General features: G+C 72.1%; 17 protein-coding genes. 16 read left to right on the top strand and 1 reads right to left on the bottom strand.

Translation table 11 applies throughout. From position 1 onward, the window contains the following. The first annotated feature begins 91 nt into the window (after positions 1 to 91). The 12 genes from paaI (at position 92) to AC1DX8_RS08795 (ending at position 12,583) form a co-directional block, all read left to right on the top strand. Positions 92 to 535: a hydroxyphenylacetyl-CoA thioesterase PaaI gene (paaI, locus tag AC1DX8_RS08850; RefSeq protein ID WP_477629548.1), complete on the top strand. Its 444-nt coding sequence runs from the start codon at positions 92 to 94 to the stop codon at positions 533 to 535. A gap of 604 nt (positions 536 to 1,139) precedes the next feature. Continuing rightward, positions 1,140 to 2,156: a UDP-glucose 4-epimerase GalE gene (galE, locus tag AC1DX8_RS08845; protein ID WP_477629547.1), complete on the top strand. Its 1,017-nt coding sequence runs from the start codon at positions 1,140 to 1,142 to the stop codon at positions 2,154 to 2,156. A gap of 110 nt (positions 2,157 to 2,266) precedes the next feature. Beyond that, on the top strand, positions 2,267 to 3,700 hold the full coding sequence (locus tag AC1DX8_RS08840) for a cytochrome ubiquinol oxidase subunit I (protein WP_477629546.1): 1,434 nt from the start codon (positions 2,267 to 2,269) through the stop codon (positions 3,698 to 3,700). Between the two features lie 42 nt (positions 3,701 to 3,742). Further along, entirely contained in the window at positions 3,743 to 4,768 is a 1,026-nt protein-coding gene (gene cydB, locus AC1DX8_RS08835) for a cytochrome d ubiquinol oxidase subunit II (protein WP_477629545.1), read from the top strand. Further along, a complete protein-coding gene (gene cydD / locus AC1DX8_RS08830) occupies positions 4,768 to 6,396 on the top strand; it encodes a thiol reductant ABC exporter subunit CydD (RefSeq protein WP_477629544.1) in 1,629 nt (542 codons plus the stop codon). Before cydB ends, cydD begins: the two co-directional genes overlap by 1 nt. Further along, positions 6,393 to 8,027: a thiol reductant ABC exporter subunit CydC gene (gene cydC / locus AC1DX8_RS08825; protein ID WP_477629543.1), complete on the top strand. Its 1,635-nt coding sequence runs from the start codon at positions 6,393 to 6,395 to the stop codon at positions 8,025 to 8,027. The genes cydD and cydC overlap by 4 nt, the downstream gene beginning before the upstream one ends. Positions 8,028 to 8,043: 16 nt before the next feature. Then, positions 8,044 to 8,466 (top strand): BlaI/MecI/CopY family transcriptional regulator, encoded by a 423-nt coding sequence (locus tag AC1DX8_RS08820; RefSeq protein ID WP_477629542.1) that lies wholly within the window; start codon positions 8,044 to 8,046, stop codon positions 8,464 to 8,466. Positions 8,467 to 8,534: 68 nt separating this feature from the next. Then, entirely contained in the window at positions 8,535 to 9,311 is a 777-nt protein-coding gene (locus tag AC1DX8_RS08815; protein WP_477629541.1) for a M56 family metallopeptidase, read from the top strand. Between the two features lie 8 nt (positions 9,312 to 9,319). After that, complete coding sequence (locus AC1DX8_RS08810) at positions 9,320 to 9,841, top strand: low molecular weight protein-tyrosine-phosphatase (protein ID WP_477629540.1); 522 nt, start codon at positions 9,320 to 9,322, stop codon at positions 9,839 to 9,841. 24 nt (positions 9,842 to 9,865) lie between these two features. Then, on the top strand, positions 9,866 to 10,255 hold the full coding sequence (locus tag AC1DX8_RS08805) for a tetratricopeptide repeat protein (protein WP_477629539.1): 390 nt from the start codon (positions 9,866 to 9,868) through the stop codon (positions 10,253 to 10,255). Between the two features lie 24 nt (positions 10,256 to 10,279). Next, entirely contained in the window at positions 10,280 to 11,737 is a 1,458-nt protein-coding gene (locus tag AC1DX8_RS08800) for an LLM class flavin-dependent oxidoreductase (RefSeq protein ID WP_477629538.1), read from the top strand. 9 nt (positions 11,738 to 11,746) lie between these two features. Beyond that, positions 11,747 to 12,583: an ankyrin repeat domain-containing protein gene (locus AC1DX8_RS08795; RefSeq protein WP_477629537.1), complete on the top strand. Its 837-nt coding sequence runs from the start codon at positions 11,747 to 11,749 to the stop codon at positions 12,581 to 12,583. Here AC1DX8_RS08795 and AC1DX8_RS08790 read toward each other — a convergent pair. Then, complete coding sequence (locus AC1DX8_RS08790) at positions 12,567 to 13,598, bottom strand: aldo/keto reductase (RefSeq protein WP_477629536.1); 1,032 nt, start codon at positions 13,596 to 13,598, stop codon at positions 12,567 to 12,569. The genes AC1DX8_RS08795 and AC1DX8_RS08790 overlap by 17 nt on opposite strands. Before the next feature lie 112 nt (positions 13,599 to 13,710). On the opposite strand from AC1DX8_RS08790, the gene purB reads away from it, so the two are divergent. From purB to AC1DX8_RS08770, 4 genes are all read left to right on the top strand, one after another. Continuing rightward, complete coding sequence (gene purB, locus AC1DX8_RS08785) at positions 13,711 to 15,135, top strand: adenylosuccinate lyase (RefSeq protein WP_477629535.1); 1,425 nt, start codon at positions 13,711 to 13,713, stop codon at positions 15,133 to 15,135. A gap of 84 nt (positions 15,136 to 15,219) precedes the next feature. Then, positions 15,220 to 15,585, top strand: coding sequence for a DUF2568 domain-containing protein (locus tag AC1DX8_RS08780; RefSeq protein ID WP_477629534.1), 366 nt, complete (start codon positions 15,220 to 15,222; stop codon positions 15,583 to 15,585). Between the two features lie 10 nt (positions 15,586 to 15,595). Then, positions 15,596 to 15,997, top strand: coding sequence for an MmcQ/YjbR family DNA-binding protein (locus tag AC1DX8_RS08775; RefSeq protein WP_477629533.1), 402 nt, complete (start codon positions 15,596 to 15,598; stop codon positions 15,995 to 15,997). 89 nt (positions 15,998 to 16,086) lie between these two features. After that, positions 16,087 to 17,553, top strand: coding sequence for an HNH endonuclease signature motif containing protein (locus tag AC1DX8_RS08770; RefSeq protein ID WP_477629532.1), 1,467 nt, complete (start codon positions 16,087 to 16,089; stop codon positions 17,551 to 17,553). Positions 17,554 to 17,596: the final 43 nt, after the last annotated feature.

The raw sequence follows: 17,596 nt of genomic DNA, 5'->3' as shown, positions 1-17,596 counted from the left end.
AGCAGGGAGCCCTGGGGGGGTGCGCCGTGGTCCACCACCACGGCGCACCTTCCGCTGTGGCGCGCCGACCGTCTCTGCCAGACTCCGACCCATGGACGAGGACGGCGCGTTGCCCGCAGACCTGACGCACGTCCGGGCGATGTGGGCCGACGACGAGGCATCGCGTGCGCTGGGGATGGAGGCGACGGTCATCGAGCTGGACCACGCAGTCGTGCGGATGACCGTGACGGACTCGATGGTCAACGGGCACGACATCGCGCACGGCGGGTTCATCTTCACCCTGGCCGACTCGACCTTCGCGCTGGCCTGCAACTCTCGCGGACGCCTGACGGTCGCGGCCGGAGCCGACATCACCTTCGTCACCTCGGCGCACCGCGGTGACGTGCTGGTCGCGGAGGGCCGGGTCCGGGCGGCCTACGGGCGCAGCGGCATCACCGACGTGACGGTGACGCGCGAGTCCGACGGCGCGCTGGTCGCCGAGTTCCGCGGTCGGTCGCGCAGCCTCTCGACCCGGGCAGCAGGAGCCGGAACGTAGATCTTTCGACGCTATGCCGTGCCCCACCCTGAGGGGCAGGGTGCAGCCTCACCCTGCCCCACGCTGAGGGGCACGGCATAGCGTCCGCACGTCGACTCCGGCTCCTCGCCCAGTGGAAGGAGGTCCAGGACTCGCTCACCCTGCTGGACTGCATCGGCCTGGCCCTGCGCCGCCAGCGCAACGCTGCCGGCACGAACCAGCGTGAGCAGGCCGTGCTGTCGGGGTGGAGCAAGTCCCACCAAGCGCGATTGGAGAGCGAGCCGGGGCGGCTCAAGCTCGCGGACGTCCTGACGGCCCTCGAGGGCACTGCCTACCACCTCGAGCTGCGGAGCGATGACGATGGTCGGCTCGTCGAGCCCTTCGAGTGGTACCCGACCGAGCTGGTGGCGCGGTTCCGAGACGGGCGCAGGTTCCCCGCAGCCGTCAACCCCGTGCGGTGGACCGGACGCACGTGGTTCCACACCCGCCATCCGTACGAGACGACCACACCTGACTGGACGTGGCACCGACAGTGCAGCGGGCCAGGAACGGTCGCTGACGGCGCCGGTGCCCACGAGGTGGCGACGCGTGGCTGGGACCCGGGCTGGCGGCATACGGTGGGGCCATGCGCGTCTTGGTCACCGGCGGCGCCGGGTACATCGGGTCCCACACCGTCGTCCAGCTGAGGGCTGCCGGCCACGAGGTCGTCGTGGTCGACAACTTCTCCAACGCCAAGCCCACCGTGGTGCCGCGGCTGGAGGCACTCACCGGCGGTCCCGTGGAGGTCCACGCGTTCGACCTCACCGACCGCGACAAGATCGAGTCGCTCTTCGCCGAACGCAAGTTCGACGCGGTCGTGCACTTCGCGGGGCTCAAGGCCGTCGGCGAGAGCGTCGACGTGCCGCTGGAGTACTACCAGACCAACCTCGACGCGACCTTCGCGCTGGTGCGGGCGATGCAGCGGCACGGGTGCTTCCGGCTGGTGTTCTCGTCGTCGGCGACCGTCTACGGCGAGAGCGCCACGCCCCCGTTCACCGAGGACCTGCCGACCTCGGCGACCAACCCGTACGGCTGGACCAAGGTGATGATCGAGCAGGTCCTGCGCGACGTCGCCCGCACCGACGAGCGGTGGCGCATCGCCCTGCTGCGCTACTTCAACCCGGTGGGTGCGCACGCCTCGGGCACGATCGGCGAGGACCCGTCGGGGATCCCCAACAACCTCATGCCCTTCATCGCCCAGGTGGCGGTCGGCACGCTCGAGAAGCTCGAGATCTTCGGAGACGACTACGACACCCCGGACGGCACCTGCCTGCGCGACTACATCCACGTGGAGGACCTGGCGGCGGGCCACCTCGCCGCGCTGACCAAGCTCGCCGCGACCGATGACCGGGTGTCGACCTGGAACCTCGGCACCGGGCACGGCACCTCGGTGCTCGAGGTGCTGCACGCCTTCGAGAAGGCCTGTGGCCACGACCTCCCGCACGAGGTGGTGGGTCGCCGTGCCGGTGACATCGCCGCGTCGTATGCCGATCCGTCCCGGGCCGAGCGCGAGCTGGGGTGGAAGGCGACGCGCACCATCGAGGACATGTGCGTCGACCAGTGGCGCTGGCAGCGCGCCAACCCCTTGGGCTACCCGGACTGACGCCCCCCCCGACTGGATCCAGGTCGGGACCTTCGGCCCTGTCGACCTGCCTACTACATGGCGTAGTATCTACTACGTCATGTAGTAGCCCAGTCGACCGCGGAGCCCGGATGGACAACCTCGACCTCGCTCGATGGCAGTTCGCCATCACCACCGTCTACCACTTCCTGTTCGTGCCCGTGACGATCGGGATGTCGGCGCTCGTCGCGTGGTACCACACCGCGTGGGTGCGGCGCCGGCGTGAGGACGACCTGCGCCTGGCCAAGTTCTTCGGCAAGCTCTTCACCATCAACTTCGCCCTCGGGCTGGTGACCGGCATCGTCCAGGAGTTCCAGTTCGGGATGAACTGGTCCGACTACAGCCGGTTCGTGGGCGACATCTTCGGCGCACCCCTGGCCATCGAGGCGCTGCTCGCGTTCTTCCTCGAGTCGACCTTCCTCGGCCTCTGGATCTTCGGCTGGGGCCGGATCCCCGAGAAGCTGCACGCCGCGTGCATGTGGATCGTCCACATCGGCACCCTGCTGTCGGCCTACTTCATCCTCGCCGCCAACTCCTTCATGCAGAACCCGGTCGGCTACCGCTACAACCCCGAGACCAAGCGGGCCGAGCTGACCGACTTCGTGGCGGTCCTGACCAACAAGGTCCAGCTGGTCACGTTCCCGCACGTCGTCATCGCGGCATACATGGTCGGTGGGGCGATGGTCATGGCCGTGGCACTGTGGCACCTGCGTCGTCGCGACGTGGGCGCCGACGCCGGGATGTACCGCCGGGCCACCCGGCTGGGCGCCGTCGTGGTGCTCGTCGCCGGACTCGGTGTGGCCGTCACGGGCGACGTGCAGGGCAAGATCATGACCGAGGTCCAGCCGATGAAGATGGCCGCGGCCGAGGCGCTCTACGAGAGCTCGGACGGCAACGCGCCGTTCAGCCTGCTCACCGTCGGGTCGCTGGACGGCTCCGAGGAGAAGTTCGCCATCACCGTGCCGGGCGTGCTGAGCTTCCTCGCGACCGGCCACTTCGACGGCAGCGTGCAGGGGATCAACGAGCTCAAGGCCGAGTACGCGCAGAAGTACGGCACCGGAAGCCCGCTCACCGCCGATGCGACGTACACGCCGAACATCCCGCTGTCGTACTGGAGCTTCCGGCTGATGATCGGGGTCGGCGTGCTGGCCGCCCTCATCGCGCTGCTGACGCTGTGGACCACCCGTGGTGAGCGCATCCCCCGGGCGCGCTGGTGGCACTGGGCGATCCTGGCCGCGCCGCTGCTGCCCATCCTGGGCAACAGCTTCGGGTGGATCTTCACCGAGGTCGGTCGACAGCCCTGGCTGGTCTTCGGGGTGATGGCCACCAAGACCGGGGTGTCCCCCTCGGTGGCCGCGGGCGAGGTGGTGACCTCGATGGTCGTCTACACCCTGCTCTACGGCCTGCTGGCCGTCGTCGAGGTCAAGCTCTTCCTCACCTACCTGCGGGCAGGCGCGCTCCCCTTCGAGGAGCCCGCGACCCAGGCCACCCAGGACGACGAAGCACCCCTCGCCTTCGCGTACTGACCGAACCGTTCCCCGTCACTTTCCGAGAGGACCTGCACCGCCATGGAACTCAGCACCGTCTGGTTCGTCATCATCGCCATCCTGTGGACGGGCTACTTCGTCCTGGAGGGGTTCGACTTCGGCGTCGGCATGCTGTTGCCCGTCCTGGGCCGTGGTGGGGACGCCGAGACCACCGAGAAGCGCCGGCGGGTGCTCATCAACACCATCGGCCCCGTCTGGGACGGCAACGAGGTGTGGGTGCTGACCGCTGGCGGCGCGACCTTCGCCGCCTTCCCCCACTGGTACGCCACGATGTTCAGCGCGTTCTACCTGCCACTCCTGCTGATCCTCGTCGCCCTCATCGTGCGGAACCTCGGGTTCGACTACCGCGGCAAGCGCGACGACGTGCGGTGGCGGGCGCGGTGGGACACGGCCATCGTCGTCGGGTCGCTGGTGCCCGCGCTGCTGTGGGGGGTCGCGCTGACCAACGTCGTCCGGGGCCTGCCGATCGACGGCAACAAGGAGTTCACCGGCAACCTCTTCACCCTCCTCAACCCGGTGTCCCTGTTGGGCGGACTCGTGACGCTGGGCCTGTTCCTCACCCACGGCGCGTTGTTCGTGGCACTGAAGACCGAAGGGCCGATCCGGGCGGACGCGCGGGCCATCGCCACCCGCACCGGGGTGGTGACCGCGGTCCTGGCCGTGGCCCTGCTGGGGATCCTCGGTGCCGCCGACGGTGGCGCCGCCTCGTGGGTGACGACCGTGGTGGCCGCGCTCGCCCTGGTGGGCGCCCTGGCCGCCAACCTCCGCGGGCGCGAGGGCTGGGCGTTCGTCGGCACGTTCGTCACGATCGCCATGGCGGTCGCGACGTACTTCCTCCTGCTCTTCCCCGACGTCATGCCGAGCAGCACCGATGCGGCGTGGTCACTCACCACCGCGAACGCCTCGAGCACTCCCTACACGCTGAAGATCATGACCTGGGTCGCCCTGGTCTTCACGCCGATCGTCCTGCTCTACCAGTCGTGGACCTACTGGGTCTTCCGCAAGCGCATCGGCACCCAGCACATCCCGGTTGCCGCGAGCCACTGATGCGTCCGTTCGACCCCGCCCTGCTGCGCGCGGTCCCGCAGGCCCGCCGACCGCTCGGGGTCCTCGCAGCGGTCGGCGTGGCGCAGGGCGTCGCGACGATCGCGACCGCCTTCGCGCTCTCGGCGCTCGTGGTCGCGGTGGTGCGGGGCGAGCCGGTGACACCCCCCGCGGCATACCTGGTCGTCGTCCTCGTGGTGCGCGCGGTGCTGTCGTTCGTCGGGGAGACGGTCGCGGCGTCGGCGGGCACGACGGTGAGCAGTGCGCTGCGGGAGCAGCTGCTGACCCGGTGGCTCACCGCCCCGGCCGACGCCCGCCCCGCACCGGCGGAAGCCGTCACGCTCGCCTCCCAGGGTGCCGCCAGCGTGGAGCCGTATGTCGCGCGCTTCCTCCCTGCCCTCGTCACCGCCTCCGTGGTGCCGGCGCTGGCGGTCGTGACGCTGGCCTTCGTCGACTGGCTGAGTGCGCTCGTCGTCGTGCTGACGCTGCCGCTGCTGCCGCTGTTCGCGGCACTCATCGGGGCGACCACCCGCGACGCCACGGACCGCCGGTGGGGTGCCCTGGCCGACCTGTCCGGGCACTTCCTCGACGTCGTGCGCGGGCTGCCGACCCTCGTGGCGTACGGCCGTGGCGAGCGCCAGGTGGAGACCATCGGCTCCGTCAGCCAGCGGCACCGTCGCGCGACGATGGCGACCCTGCGACTGGCCTTCCTCAGCTCGGCGGCCCTCGAACTGCTCGCCACCATCTGCGTGGCCATCGTGGCGGTGACCGTCGGGCTGCGCCTGTCGCACGGGTCGGTGGGGCTCGGGACGGGGCTGCTCGCGATCCTGCTCGCGCCGGAGGCGTACTGGCCGATCCGTCGGGTGGGGGCGGAGTTCCACAGCGCCGCGGACGGCGCGGCCGCGCTGGCCTCGGCGCTTCCGCAGCTGTCCACCCCTCAGCGTGGGGACCATCGCCCGGCTTCCGACCCGACCGAGCCGCCGCAGCCCGGACCAGCGGCCGATGGCCCGGAAGCTGTCGTCGTGCGCGGGCTCTCCTACACCTACCCGGGGTCGGACGCACCGGTGCTCGCCGACGTCGACCTCGCGGCACGCACCGGGCTGACGGTCGTCACCGGGCCGTCGGGCTGCGGCAAGTCCACCCTCCTCGAGCTCGTCGCCGGGCTGCGCACGCCGGCGAGCGGCACGGTCCGCACCGGGACGACCCACCTCGTGACCCAGCGCCCGTTCCTCACCGTCGGCAGCCTGCGCGAGAACCTCACGCTGGGGACCGGACCGGTGCCCGACGCCGCGATCTGGGAGGTGCTGCGCGACGTCGGCCTCGACGGCGTGGTCGCCGCCCAGCCCGCGGGCCTGCAGACCCCGCTCGGTGACGACGGCCGCGGGTTCTCGGCCGGGCAGCGCGCCAGGCTCGTCCTCGCCCGGGCCTGCCTCTCGCGAGCTGAGGTGCTGCTGCTCGACGAGCCCACCGCCCACCTCGACGACGAGTCGGCAGCCGTGGCCCACCGCGTGATCCTCGGCCTGGCGCGGCACCGCTGCGTCGTCGCCGTCACCCACCGCCACGAGCTGCTGGCACTGGCCGACCACCACGTGGCCCTGCGCGCCACCGCGACCCCGGGGGTGCCGGCATGACCCGGGTCTCGCCCCGCATCCTCGCCGCCGGCGCCCTCGGCGCGACCGCGCTCGGCTCTGGTGTCGCGCTCACCGCGACGTCGGGATGGCTCATCGTCCGCGCCAGCGAGCGCCCGGCCATCCTCACCCTGCTGACCGCGATCGTGGCCGTGCGCACGTTCGGCATGGCCCGGCCGGTGTTCCGCTATTGGGAGCGGTTGCGCTCGCACGACGCCGCCCTGGACGACCTCGCGACCGCCCGCACGGAGCTGTATGCCGCGCTCGTGCCCCTCACGCCCGCCCGGCTGCCGCGCCGCGGCCGGGCGGCCATGCTCGCCGGGGTGGTCGACGACCTGACCGAGCGGGTGGAGGCGCAGGTGCGGGTCACCGTGCCGTTCGTGACGACGGCGCTCGCCGCGCTCGCGACCGTGGTGCTGTGCGCGTGGATCGAACCTGCGGCGGGGCTCGTCGTGGCAGGACTCCTGCTCGTCGCCGCGCTGACGACGCTGCTCGCGTGGCGTCTCGAGACCCGGTCGATGGACGAGCTCGTGGCCGCGCGCGACGAGGTGGCCCGGGTCACCGAGCTCGTCGCCAGCCAGTCGCTCGAGCTCCAGGCCGTCGGTGCCCGGGACGAGGCGGTCGGGTGGGTGCAGGACGCCCAGCGTCAGGTGGCTCGCGCCACCCGCGCCCAGAGCCGCGGACGCTCGATGGCCACGGCGGCCCTGCCGCTCGCGACCGCGCTCGCGACGGTGGGGTGTGCGGGCGTGGCCTTGCGGACCGACCACGGCGCACCGGTCTCGGCGCTGCTCGTGCTCGCGCCGTTCGCGCTCTCGGAGGTGTTCAGCGCCCTTCCGGAGTCCGCCCGGGCCTGGGCGCGAGCCGGCGCCGCAGGGCGTCGGCTGACGGAGCTGCTGGACGAGCGGCCCGCGGTCGCGGCCCCGCAGCTGGCCGGTGACGACTCCACCGCCGACGGCGTCCCGCACCTTCGGCTCCGCGGCGTGGGCGCGACCTGGGACGGGCGCCACGCTGCGCTCGCCGGGGCCGACCTCGAGATCGCACCCGGGGCGGTGGTCGCCGTCACCGGGCCGAGCGGCTGCGGCAAGTCGACCTTGCTCGCCGTGCTCGCCCGGCAGCTCGACCCCCACGCGGGCAGCTACCTCGTCGAGGGGCAGGACGCGCTGCGGCTGCGGCTCGACCGGGTGCGCGGGCTCTTCGCGGTCGTCGACGACGAGCCCCACGTCTTCGCCACCACGGTGCGTGAGAACCTGCGGCTGGCCCAGCCCGACGCCCTCGACCCCGACCTCGTCGAAGCCCTGCGCTCGGCCGGTCTGGAGCCATGGTTCGCCGGTCTGCCCGACGGCTTGGACACCCGGCTGGGTGCCGGTGGGCGTGGGCTGAGCGGCGGGGAACGAGCGCGACTGTCCATCGCCCGGGCCCTCCTCTCGGGGCGCCCCGTGCTGCTGCTCGACGAACCGGTGGCCCACCTCGACCACCCCACGGCGCTGGCCGTCATGCGCGACCTGCTGGCGGCCCGCGGCTCGCGCAGCGTCGTCGTGGTGAGCCACCGACCCGAAGGCCTGGCCGAGGCACACGGCATCATGGACCTGACCCGGTCCACCACGGTCCTCGACGCCGTGCCGACCCTGCAGTGAGCGGAATGAGGTGACGATGCACCGCAAGGCGATGAACACGCTCGGCGACCTCGAGCGCGCCGTGATGGAGCAGGTCTGGCGGGCCGCCGAGGAGGACCGCGCGCCCGTGTCGGTGCGCGAGGTCCACGACGCCCTGGGGCCCAGCCGCCACCTCGCGTACACCACCGTGATGACCGTGATGGGCCGCCTGGCCGGGGCCGGGCTGCTCACCCAGGAGCGCAGCGGACGCGCCTACCGCTACGCCGCCGCCGGCTCCCGGGAGGAGCTGACCGCCTCGACCATGCTCGACCAGCTGCACGGTATGGGGACGACCGACCGCCGGTCGGCGATGCTGCACTTCCTGGGCGATGCCTCACCCGAGGAGATCGCCGACCTCAAGGCCGCGCTGGCCGAGGTGGAGGCGCGGCACCTCGACGGCCCCGGGGCGAAGGCGCCCTGAGCAGCGCCTTCGCGACAGCGGGGCTGGCGGTCCTGGCGCTGGGCCTGACTGGGCCGGCGCCGCGGGTCATGGCCCGGCTGGACGGGTTTCGCCGGGCGCCCCGGGAGGCGCTGCTGGTGTGGCAGGCCGTCTCGCTCGCCGGGGTGGTCGCCGCGCTGGCCGTGGCACCAGCGGGCGCCCTGTCGACCACGCTCCCCCGGTGGGCGCTCCTCCTCACCGTCCTGTTCAGCACGGCCATGGTCGCCCGCCTGCTGTGGTCGGGGCACACGGTCGGCACCCGACTGCGCGCCCAACGCCGGGAGCACCGCATCCTCGTCGACGCGTTGGGCACCGACACCGGCCACCACGTGCGCGTGCTCGCGCACCCCACGCCGACGGCATACTGCCTGCCCGGGTGGCGACGACGGGTGGTCCTCACCGAGGGCGCGTTGGCAGCCCTCCCACCCGAGGAGCTCTCGGCCGTGATGGCGCACGAGCGCGCGCACCTGCGGGCCCGGCACGACCTGGTGCTCGAGTTCTTCACCGTGCTGCACCGGGCCGTCCCCGCGAGGCTGCGGGCTGCCGAGGCGCTGCGCGAGGTGCACCTGCTCATCGAGGTGCTGGCCGACCGCGCCGCCCGGCGCACCGCCGGCCCGGTGGCGCTGGCGCGCGCCCTCGTCGCGCTCGCCGCGGGGAGCCACCCCGACACGGCGCTCGGGGCCACCGAGGACCGGGCGACCACCGCGGCGCGGATGCGGTTGCTCGCCGAACCCGTCGCGCCGCCGTGGTTGCGCGCGGCGATGGTGGCGTTCGCCGTCGGTGTGCTCGCGGCCCCCGTCGCGCTGCTCGTGGTCGCGGTGGGTTGAATGGGGTCATGGCCAACGAACGTCCTTACCGCGTGACCGTCGTGTGCACCGGCAACATCTGCCGTTCGCCGATGGGCGAGCTCGTCCTCCGCGAGCGGTTCGAGGAGGCGGGGCTCGGCGACCGGGTGGTCGTGGACTCGGCGGGCACCCACTCGTGGGAGGTCGGCAGCCCCGCCGACCCGCGCACCCTCGCGGTGCTGGCGCGCAACGGGCACGACGACCTGGCCGGGCGCGACCACGTGGCCCGGAAGTTCGAGGAGTCCTGGCTCGCCGAGGTCGACCTCGTGCTCGCCGCCGATGCCGGTCACCTGCGTGAGCTGACCAAGCTCGCCCGCACCGAGGACCAGCGCGCCAAGCTGCGGATGTTCCGGTCCTTCGACCCCGCCGCCCACCGCAGCGGGGACCTCGACATGGATGACCCCTACTACGGCGACGACACCGCCTTCGACCAGACCTACGCGGAGGTCGTGGCCGCGGCCGACGGCGTCGTCGACCACGTGCGCCGCCTGCTCAGCGACCGGAATAGTTGAATATCGAACTATTGTTGAGCGGGCATGACGACGAACAGCACCCCCTTCGCCCTGCGGCTCGACTGGGCCCAGAGCCTCTTCGACCACGGCGACTTCAGCGCTGCCGCCACCGCGCTGCGCGAGCTCGTCGACGAGTCGGCGGCCGCCGAGCACCTGCACGGCACCACCGACCTGCGGCTGCTGCTGGCCCGGGCCTACTTCGGGTCGGCCCAGCTGGGGCGAGCCGAGACCGAGCTGCGATCGCTGGTCGAGCAGCACCCCGACGACGGCTACCTGCACCTGCTGCTCGGTCGCACCCTCCAGCGCCAGAGCCGGCACGTCGACGCGCAGCGCCACCTCGCGCTGGCGGAGGTCCTCGGCGACTACGAGCGTCCCGCGGCCTACGGTGGACCCACCCCCCTGCCGGCGAGCTGAGACGGTGCCGAGGAGACCAGGACGATGACCGACTACGGACAAACCCTGCAGTTCGGCATCTTCCCGAGCCCGGACGCCGCCTCCGCCGACCTCGTCCTCGAGCTCAGCGAGGCGGCCGACGTGGCCGGTCTGGACCTCGTCACGATCCAGGACCACCCCTACCAGGCCAAGCACCTCGACACCTGGACCCTGCTGTCGGTCATCGCGGCCCGCACGACGTCGGTGCGGGTGGCGCCGAACGTCGCGAACCTCCCCCTGCGTCCGCCAGTCGTCCTGGCCCGCAGCGTCGCCACGCTCGACCTGCTCAGCGGTGGCCGGGTGGAGCTCGGCCTCGGCACCGGCGCGTTCTTCGACGCGATCGTCGCCGCGGGCGGCACCCGCCTGACCCCCGGCGAGTCGATCGAGTCGCTGGCCGAGGCGATGGAGGTGATCCGCGCGGTCTGGGCCGGCGGGGGCGGACCGACCGTGCGGGTCGAGGGCAAGCACCACCGCGTCGTCGGGCTGCACCCGGGCCCGGCTCCCGCGCACCCGGTCGAGATCTGGCTGGGCGCCTACAAGCCGCGGATGCTGCGCCTCACCGGCCGGTCCGCGGACGGCTGGCTCCCGAGCATGGGGTATGCCGCGCCGGATGCCTTGCGCGACCTCAACCAGACCATCGACGACGCGGCCACCACAGCGGGGCGCGACCCCGCCTCGGTCCGGCGGCTCTACAACATCCACGGGCGGTTCGGGTCCGGCGGGGGATTCCTCCAGGGCTCCCCGCGGGAGTGGGCCGAGCAGCTCGCCGAGCTCACCCTCACCGAGGGGATGAGCACGTACATCCTCGCCGTGAATGCGCTCGAGCAGGTCGAGCGGTTCGCCCACGAGGTCGCCCCCGCGGTGCGCGAGCTGGTCGACCAGGAGCGCGCCCGACGAGCCGGGCAACCGCCGGAGGCGACGGAGGCGGTGGAGGTGACCACACGGCATACCCCGCTGCCCGAGGCTGCACCTGTTGCGGCGCAAGCACATCCGGGCGCGGGGGCCCACCTCGTCGAGGTGCACGACGGCCTGCGGGCCGAGCTGACCCGGCTGCGCGACATCGTCGAGCAGGTGGTGGCCGGCGAGGAGCAGGCCCATCGGGCGCGCAACGCCATCAACGAGCTCACGATGCGACAGAACAACTGGACGCTCGGTGCCTACTGCGCGCAGTACTGCCGCTTCGTCACGGGCCACCACGGCCTCGAGGACCGCTCGGTGTTCCCGCACCTGCGGCGCAGCGACCCCGCGCTCACGCCGGTGCTGGACCGGCTGGAGTCGGAGCACCTCGTGATCCACGACGTGCTCGAACAGCTCGACGAGGCGCTCGTGGGTCTGGTGTCGGGCGCCTCCGGCACGGCCGAGCTGCAGAGGGTCGTCGACCAGCTGTCGCAGACCCTGTTGGACCACCTGGCCTACGGGGAGGTCGAGCTCGTGCCCGCGCTCGACCGCCACGGCTTCTACTGAGGACTGCCCGTGGACAGAGAGTCCGACCAGCGCCTGCTCGCCGTCCTCCGGGCCGGCGACGTCGTGGCGCTGCGCTCGCTGTTGGCTGCGGAGCCGCGGCGGGCTGCGACCTCGATGGGTCCCGTGCCGGGCCACCCGCGGGGCGCCTCTCCGCTCGGGTACGTCGCGATGCTCCGGTACGACACCGCGACGGGCGTGTGGGGCGATGTGCCGGGGACAGGAGACCTCGCGAGGGCGCTGCTCGAGGCCGGGGCCCCGGTCGAAGGCGAGGAGGGTGACTCCGAGACACCGCTGATCACGGCGGCGAGCTATGGCGATGCCGCGGTGGCCACGGAGCTCGTGGCGGCGGGCGCCGACCTCGGGGCTCGCTCCTCCGCGACGGCGGGTGGCGTGCCCGGGGCGACGGCACTGCTCCATGCCGCGGTCTTCGGCATGACCGACGTCGTCGACGTCCTCGTGGCAGCCGGTGCGACCCCGGCGTCGGTCGAGGAGGCTGCAGCCGTCGGCGACGTCAGCGGGTTCGTCGAGGACGCCGACGAGCAGGCCCGACTACGCGCCCTCGTCATGGCCGCGGACCACCAGCGGCTGGGCGTGCTCGACGTCCTCGTCGCCGCGGGGACTCCCGTGGACGCCGTGGACGCCGTCTGGGGACGCCAGGCGCTGCGAGTCGCCGCCCAGGGTGGCCGCGACCGGTCGGTGGCTCACCTGCTGGCGCTCGGTGCCGATCCGCTGGCCACGGACGACGACGGCGCGACCGCCCTGGATCTCTGCCGGGCACACCGCGCCCAGTACCGCGACCAGGCGGCTTTCGACCGGGTCGAGCAGCTGCTCACTCCGTCGGGCTGAGGGCTCGGTGCCGCTGGTCCACCCCGCCGGGGCCGTAGGGGTAGTCGTCAGCCTGTGGCGCGCTCACCGCGGTCAGGCGATCGAGCTGGTCGGCAGGGAGGTCCAGGTCCGCGGCGGCGAGGTTGTCGGTGAGCTGCTCGACGTTGCGGGCACCGAGGATGACCGACGTGACGGCGGGCTGGGCGCCGACCCAGGCCAGCGCGACCTGCGCCGACGTCACGCCGCTCTGGCTCGCGACCTCGCCGACGGCGTCGATGACCGCCCAGGTGCGCTCCTGCTTGTTGCGCGGGCCCCAGGCCTCCATGCCGCGCTCGGGGTCCTCGCCCAGCCGGGACTGGCCGGTGGGGGTGGTGTCGCGCTGGTACTTGCCGGTGAGCCAGCCCCCGGCGAGCGGCGACCACGGGAGGAGTCCGAGGCCGCCGTCGAGGCAGGCCGGCACGACCTCGTGCTCGATGTCGCGGACCAGCAGGTTGTACTGCGGCTGGAGTGTCACGGGCGGCGTCCAGCCGTGCGCGCGAGCGGTGTGCACCGCCTTGGTGACCTGCCAGCCCAGGTAGTTCGAGAAGCCGTAGTACGAGATCTTGCCGGCGGTGACGGCGTCGTCGAGGAACCGCAGCGTCTCCTCCAGCGGCGTCACGCCGTCCCAGGCGTGCATCTGGTAGAGGTCGATGTGCTCGACGTCCAGCCGCCGCAACGAGTCGTCGAGCGCGCGCCGCAGGTGGCGACGCGAGAGACCGAGGTCGTTCGCACCGTCACCCATCGGGAAGCGACCCTTGGTCGTGATCACCAGGTCCCTCGCGTCCTCGGGGTGGGCCTTCAGCCAGCGGCCGATGATCTCCTCCGAGACCCCCTTGGAGTAGACGTCGGCGGTGTCGAGGAAGGTACCGCCGGCCTCGACGAACGCTTCGAGGATGGCGCCTGACGTCGCTTCATCGGCCTCCGCGCCGAAGGTCATCGTGCCGAGGCACTGGGTGGAGACGACGGTGCCGCTGGAGCCGAGGGTGGTGTATCGCATGCTCCCCACCGTATGCCGCCGGTGCGACGCCCGCGCGCGACGCCCGCGCGCGGCGTCCCACGCGGCATACCGGTGTCCTGCGGTGGCCCCGCACTCTGGGAGACTGTGGGCCATGGCTTCGCTTGCTGACGCGACCCCTCCCATCGCGCTGGGCGCCCTCGACGGGCGCTACCGCGGTGCGGTGGCTCCCCTCGTCGACCACCTGTCCGAGCCGGCGCTCAACCGCGAGCGCATCCGGGTCGAGGTGGAGTGGCTGATCTTCCTCACGACCCACCAGGTCGTGCCGGGGGTTCGTGCGCTCACCGACGACGAGCAGCAGCGGCTGCGCCGGGTCGTCGACGACTTCGGCGCCGACGAGATCGAGGAGCTCGCGACGATCGAGCGCGAGACTCAGCACGACGTGAAGGCGGTCGAGTACTTCCTCAAGCGTCGGCTCACCGCGATCGCGCCCGGCGACCAGGACCGCGGGCTGGCCGAGCTGATCCACTTCTGCTGCACCAGTGAGGACATCAACAACCTCTCCTACGCGCTGATGGTGAAGGGCGCGGTCCACGACGTGTGGCTGCCGCGCGCGCGTGCCCTCGTGGAGACGGTGGCGACGATGGCGTCGGACCTGCGTGAGGTGCCGCTGCTGGCGCACACCCACGGACAGCCGGCGACCCCGACCACCATGGGCAAGGAGCTGGCGGTGCTGGCCCACCGGCTCGGGCGCCAGCTGCGCCGCATCGGGGCGGCCGAGTTCCTCGGCAAGCTCAACGGCGCCACCGGCACGTATGGCGCGCACCTCGCAGCCGTGCCCGGCGCCGACTGGCCCGCGCTGAGCCGAGAGTTCGTGGAATCCCTTGGGCTGCAATGGAACCCGCTCACGACCCAGATCGAGTCCCATGACTGGCAGGCCGAGCTCTACGCCGACCTCGCGCGGTTCAACCGGATCCTGCACAACCTGTGCACCGATGTCTGGACCTACATCTCGCTCGGCTACTTCGCCCAGGTGCGCGGCCAGGGCACCGTGGGGTCGTCGACGATGCCCCACAAGGTGAACCCGATCCGCTTCGAGAACGCCGAGGCGAACCTCGAGGTCAGCAACGCGCTGTTCGACGTGCTCTCCTCGACGCTGGTCAACAGCCGGCTCCAGCGCGACCTCACCGACTCCTCGATGCAGCGCAACATCGGCGTCGCGTTCGGCCACTCGTTGCTGGCCATCGACAACGCCGCCCGTGGTCTCGCCGGGCTCGACGCCGTGCCCGCCGCGATGGCAGCCGACCTCGACGCCAACTGGGAGGTGCTGGGCGAACCGGTGCAGTCCGCGATGCGCGCGCTCGGCGCCCAGGGTGTGGCCGGCATGGAGAACCCCTACGAGCGGCTCAAGGAGCTCACCCGTGGACGTCGCATCACCGGCGACGACCTGCGCGAGTTCGTGGCCGGGCTCGGCCTGCCCGACGACGTCGCGAAGCGCCTGTCCGAGCTGACCCCCCAGACCTACATCGGCGTGGCCCCCGAGCTGGTCGATTTCCTGGGGAGTGACCGCCGCGACTGAGTCCTTGCGCTGACCGGTATGCCGCGTGGTGACCACGCGGCATACCGGTGGCCCCGCGGGTGACCCCCGTGCGACGCTGGGCGCATGGTGGCGTTCGGCTGGCTGGTGTTGGCCTTGGTGTTCGTCGACGAAGTGCTTGCCGCAGCGGCGGCAGCGGTGTGGGGCAACCACGAGAGCGGGGTGCTGCTGGCCATCGGCATGGTGCTGGTGGTCATCGCGGTCTGGTGGGTGTTCGCGTCACCGAAGGCGCCGCTCGGGGGTCCAGTGATCCGTCCGGTCACGAAGGTGCTCGTCTTCGGGCTGGCCGGTCTCGGCCTGTGGGCTGCAGGACACCACGGGTGGGCGGTGGCGTTCGTCGGGTTCTCCGTCGTGGTGAACGGCCTGGCCCTGCTGCCCCCGATCCAAGCGCTGGTCATCGATGCGGAGGTGGGTGGCCGGCCCACGGCGTAGCGTCGCCGTCATGGCTGCACGCAAAGCGAAGCTGTCGGACCTGGCCGAGATCGCGCTGTCACTGCCTGAGGTGGAGGAGGGCAGGTCGTGGGGCAACCCGGCCTACGTCGTGCGCAAGAAGTCTTTCCTGCACTTCCGTGAGCCGCGGCCCGACGCGATCGATCCCGACACCGGCGAGCGGATGCAGGACGTCATCGTCATCTCGGTCGCGGACCAGGGCGACAAGGAGGCGCTGGTTGGCAGTGACGGACCGTGGTTCACGACCCCGCACTTCGACGGCTACAACGCGGTGCTGCTCCGGCAGCGCGACCTCGGACGGGTCACGCGGGCCGAACTCGCCGAGGTCATCACGGATGCGTGGGCGGCTTCGGCCCCCACGAAGCTGGTGGAGGAGTACTTCGGGGAGGCGTGAGTCGGCAGGTGCTCGAAAAGTGTTGTGCAGCAATGATTTTGGTTGTGGATTGCTGGACGTGGGGGTTCGAACAGGTGTACGATTGGGCTATGTCGATTACCCCCTTGGTCGCCCAGCGCAATGAGGTCCAACGCGACCTCTGGACGCGTACGGCCGAGGTCGCGGGGCGGCTCAACCGGGTGCAGGGCGAGCTCGTCGACCTGGCCGCCGAGGTCATCGAGGGCAAGCACTGGGGTGACGGCGGGTTCCGCTCGCCGGAGCACTACCTCGTCGTGCGCGCCGGCCTGTCACCGTCGCATGCGCGGGACGTGGTGGCGATCGCCAAGCGGCGAGACGAGCTGCCCGCGGCCTCCGAGGCGCTGCGCGACGGGCTCCTCTCTCTCGACCAGACCGCCGTCGTGGCCCACCACGCGCCCGCGACCCACCAGCGGTCGGCCACCGAGTTCGCCAAGCACGCCAGTGTGCCCCAGCTGCGTCGCGCCCTGAGCCGCCACGCGTTCGCACCCGCCCCGGTCGCGGAGGCCCAGCCCTCCGGAGATGAGACCCCACCAGCTGTTCCCCCGGCCGACTTGCCGGGACAAGCGGACTCGGAGCGCCGGGCCTGCGCGCGTCCCGACCTGTCGATGCACTACGACGCGGACGGCCGGTTCCAGCTGCGCTACAGCGCACCTGCTCCGGTGGGGGCACTGGTCGAGCAGGCGCTCAAGGAGGCCAAGGACGCGCTCTTCCTCGCGGCGTCAGGGTCGCGCGAGGGCGCGGCGACCCAGTCCGAGGTGGGCGGGATCGCGGCCACGGACCGCCCGACGTACGCCGACGCGCTCGAGGAGCTCGCCCAGCGCTCGCTGTCGTCGGTCGCCTCGACGGGTCGGGCCAGTCACTACCGGGTCTACCTGCACCTCTCCACCGACGGCGCATGGGTCAACGGCGGAGGGGCGATCCCGCAGCGCTTGCTCGGACGGTTCGTCTCCGACGGCGTCGTGCAGCCGGTGTGGGAGACCGACGGGCGGCCGGTCAGCGTGGGGCGCGCCATGCGGATCCTGCCTCGCCGGTCGCGGCGGCTGATCGAGGACCGTGACCGCGGTTGCCGGTTCCCCGGGTGCACAGCAACCCGGTTCGTCGAGGTGCACCACCTGCACGAGTGGGCTGCTGGCGGCGCGACCGACGAGGACAACCAGGTGAGCCTGTGCCCGTTCCACCACGACGCCATCGACCGGGGTGACTTCACCATCTCCGGTGACCCGACCCGGCTCGACGGGTTGGTCGTCACCAACCGCTACGGACTGCCCGTGCGACCCCCGACCGCCGCCGAGCTGGCCGCCCCACCCGGAGGTGACCCACCCGCGCCACCCGGCGTGGCGGCATACCAACCGCCGAGCGGCGAACGCGCCCGCTGGAACGACATCGAGGTCCTCCCGGACGACGACGCGCACCGGCGGCGGCTGCACGTCGTCAAGCCGCCCGACTCCGCCGGTGACGAAGCCGACGACACTGCGTGGCCGTCGACTGATGAGGACGATGAGCTGGTCCCGAAGAGCTACCGCATCTGGAGCAGCTAGCTCGGCAGCGCCCGGTCCTTGTCGACGCCTGCGGCCGAGCAGG

Source organism: Pedococcus sp. P2_A3, from assembly GCF_056405035.1.
The sequence above is the reverse complement of the archived record's forward strand: the minus strand, read 5'-3'. Positions and strand labels throughout refer to the sequence as shown.

Coding starts and splice junctions, on each gene's coding strand:
- paaI (WP_477629548.1), top strand. CDS start 92: ATGGACGAGGACGGCGCGTTGCCCGCAGACCTGACGCACGTCCGGGCG.
- galE (WP_477629547.1), top strand. CDS start 1,140: ATGCGCGTCTTGGTCACCGGCGGCGCCGGGTACATCGGGTCCCACACC.
- AC1DX8_RS08840 (WP_477629546.1), top strand. CDS start 2,267: ATGGACAACCTCGACCTCGCTCGATGGCAGTTCGCCATCACCACCGTC.
- cydB (WP_477629545.1), top strand. CDS start 3,743: ATGGAACTCAGCACCGTCTGGTTCGTCATCATCGCCATCCTGTGGACG.
- cydD (WP_477629544.1), top strand. CDS start 4,768: ATGCGTCCGTTCGACCCCGCCCTGCTGCGCGCGGTCCCGCAGGCCCGC.
- cydC (WP_477629543.1), top strand. CDS start 6,393: ATGACCCGGGTCTCGCCCCGCATCCTCGCCGCCGGCGCCCTCGGCGCG.
- AC1DX8_RS08820 (WP_477629542.1), top strand. CDS start 8,044: ATGCACCGCAAGGCGATGAACACGCTCGGCGACCTCGAGCGCGCCGTG.
- AC1DX8_RS08815 (WP_477629541.1), top strand. CDS start 8,535: ATGGCCCGGCTGGACGGGTTTCGCCGGGCGCCCCGGGAGGCGCTGCTG.
- AC1DX8_RS08810 (WP_477629540.1), top strand. CDS start 9,320: ATGGCCAACGAACGTCCTTACCGCGTGACCGTCGTGTGCACCGGCAAC.
- AC1DX8_RS08805 (WP_477629539.1), top strand. CDS start 9,866: ATGACGACGAACAGCACCCCCTTCGCCCTGCGGCTCGACTGGGCCCAG.
- AC1DX8_RS08800 (WP_477629538.1), top strand. CDS start 10,280: ATGACCGACTACGGACAAACCCTGCAGTTCGGCATCTTCCCGAGCCCG.
- AC1DX8_RS08790 (WP_477629536.1), bottom strand. CDS start 13,598: ATGCGATACACCACCCTCGGCTCCAGCGGCACCGTCGTCTCCACCCAG.
- purB (WP_477629535.1), top strand. CDS start 13,711: ATGGCTTCGCTTGCTGACGCGACCCCTCCCATCGCGCTGGGCGCCCTC.
- AC1DX8_RS08780 (WP_477629534.1), top strand. CDS start 15,220: ATGGTGGCGTTCGGCTGGCTGGTGTTGGCCTTGGTGTTCGTCGACGAA.
- AC1DX8_RS08775 (WP_477629533.1), top strand. CDS start 15,596: ATGGCTGCACGCAAAGCGAAGCTGTCGGACCTGGCCGAGATCGCGCTG.
- AC1DX8_RS08770 (WP_477629532.1), top strand. CDS start 16,087: ATGTCGATTACCCCCTTGGTCGCCCAGCGCAATGAGGTCCAACGCGAC.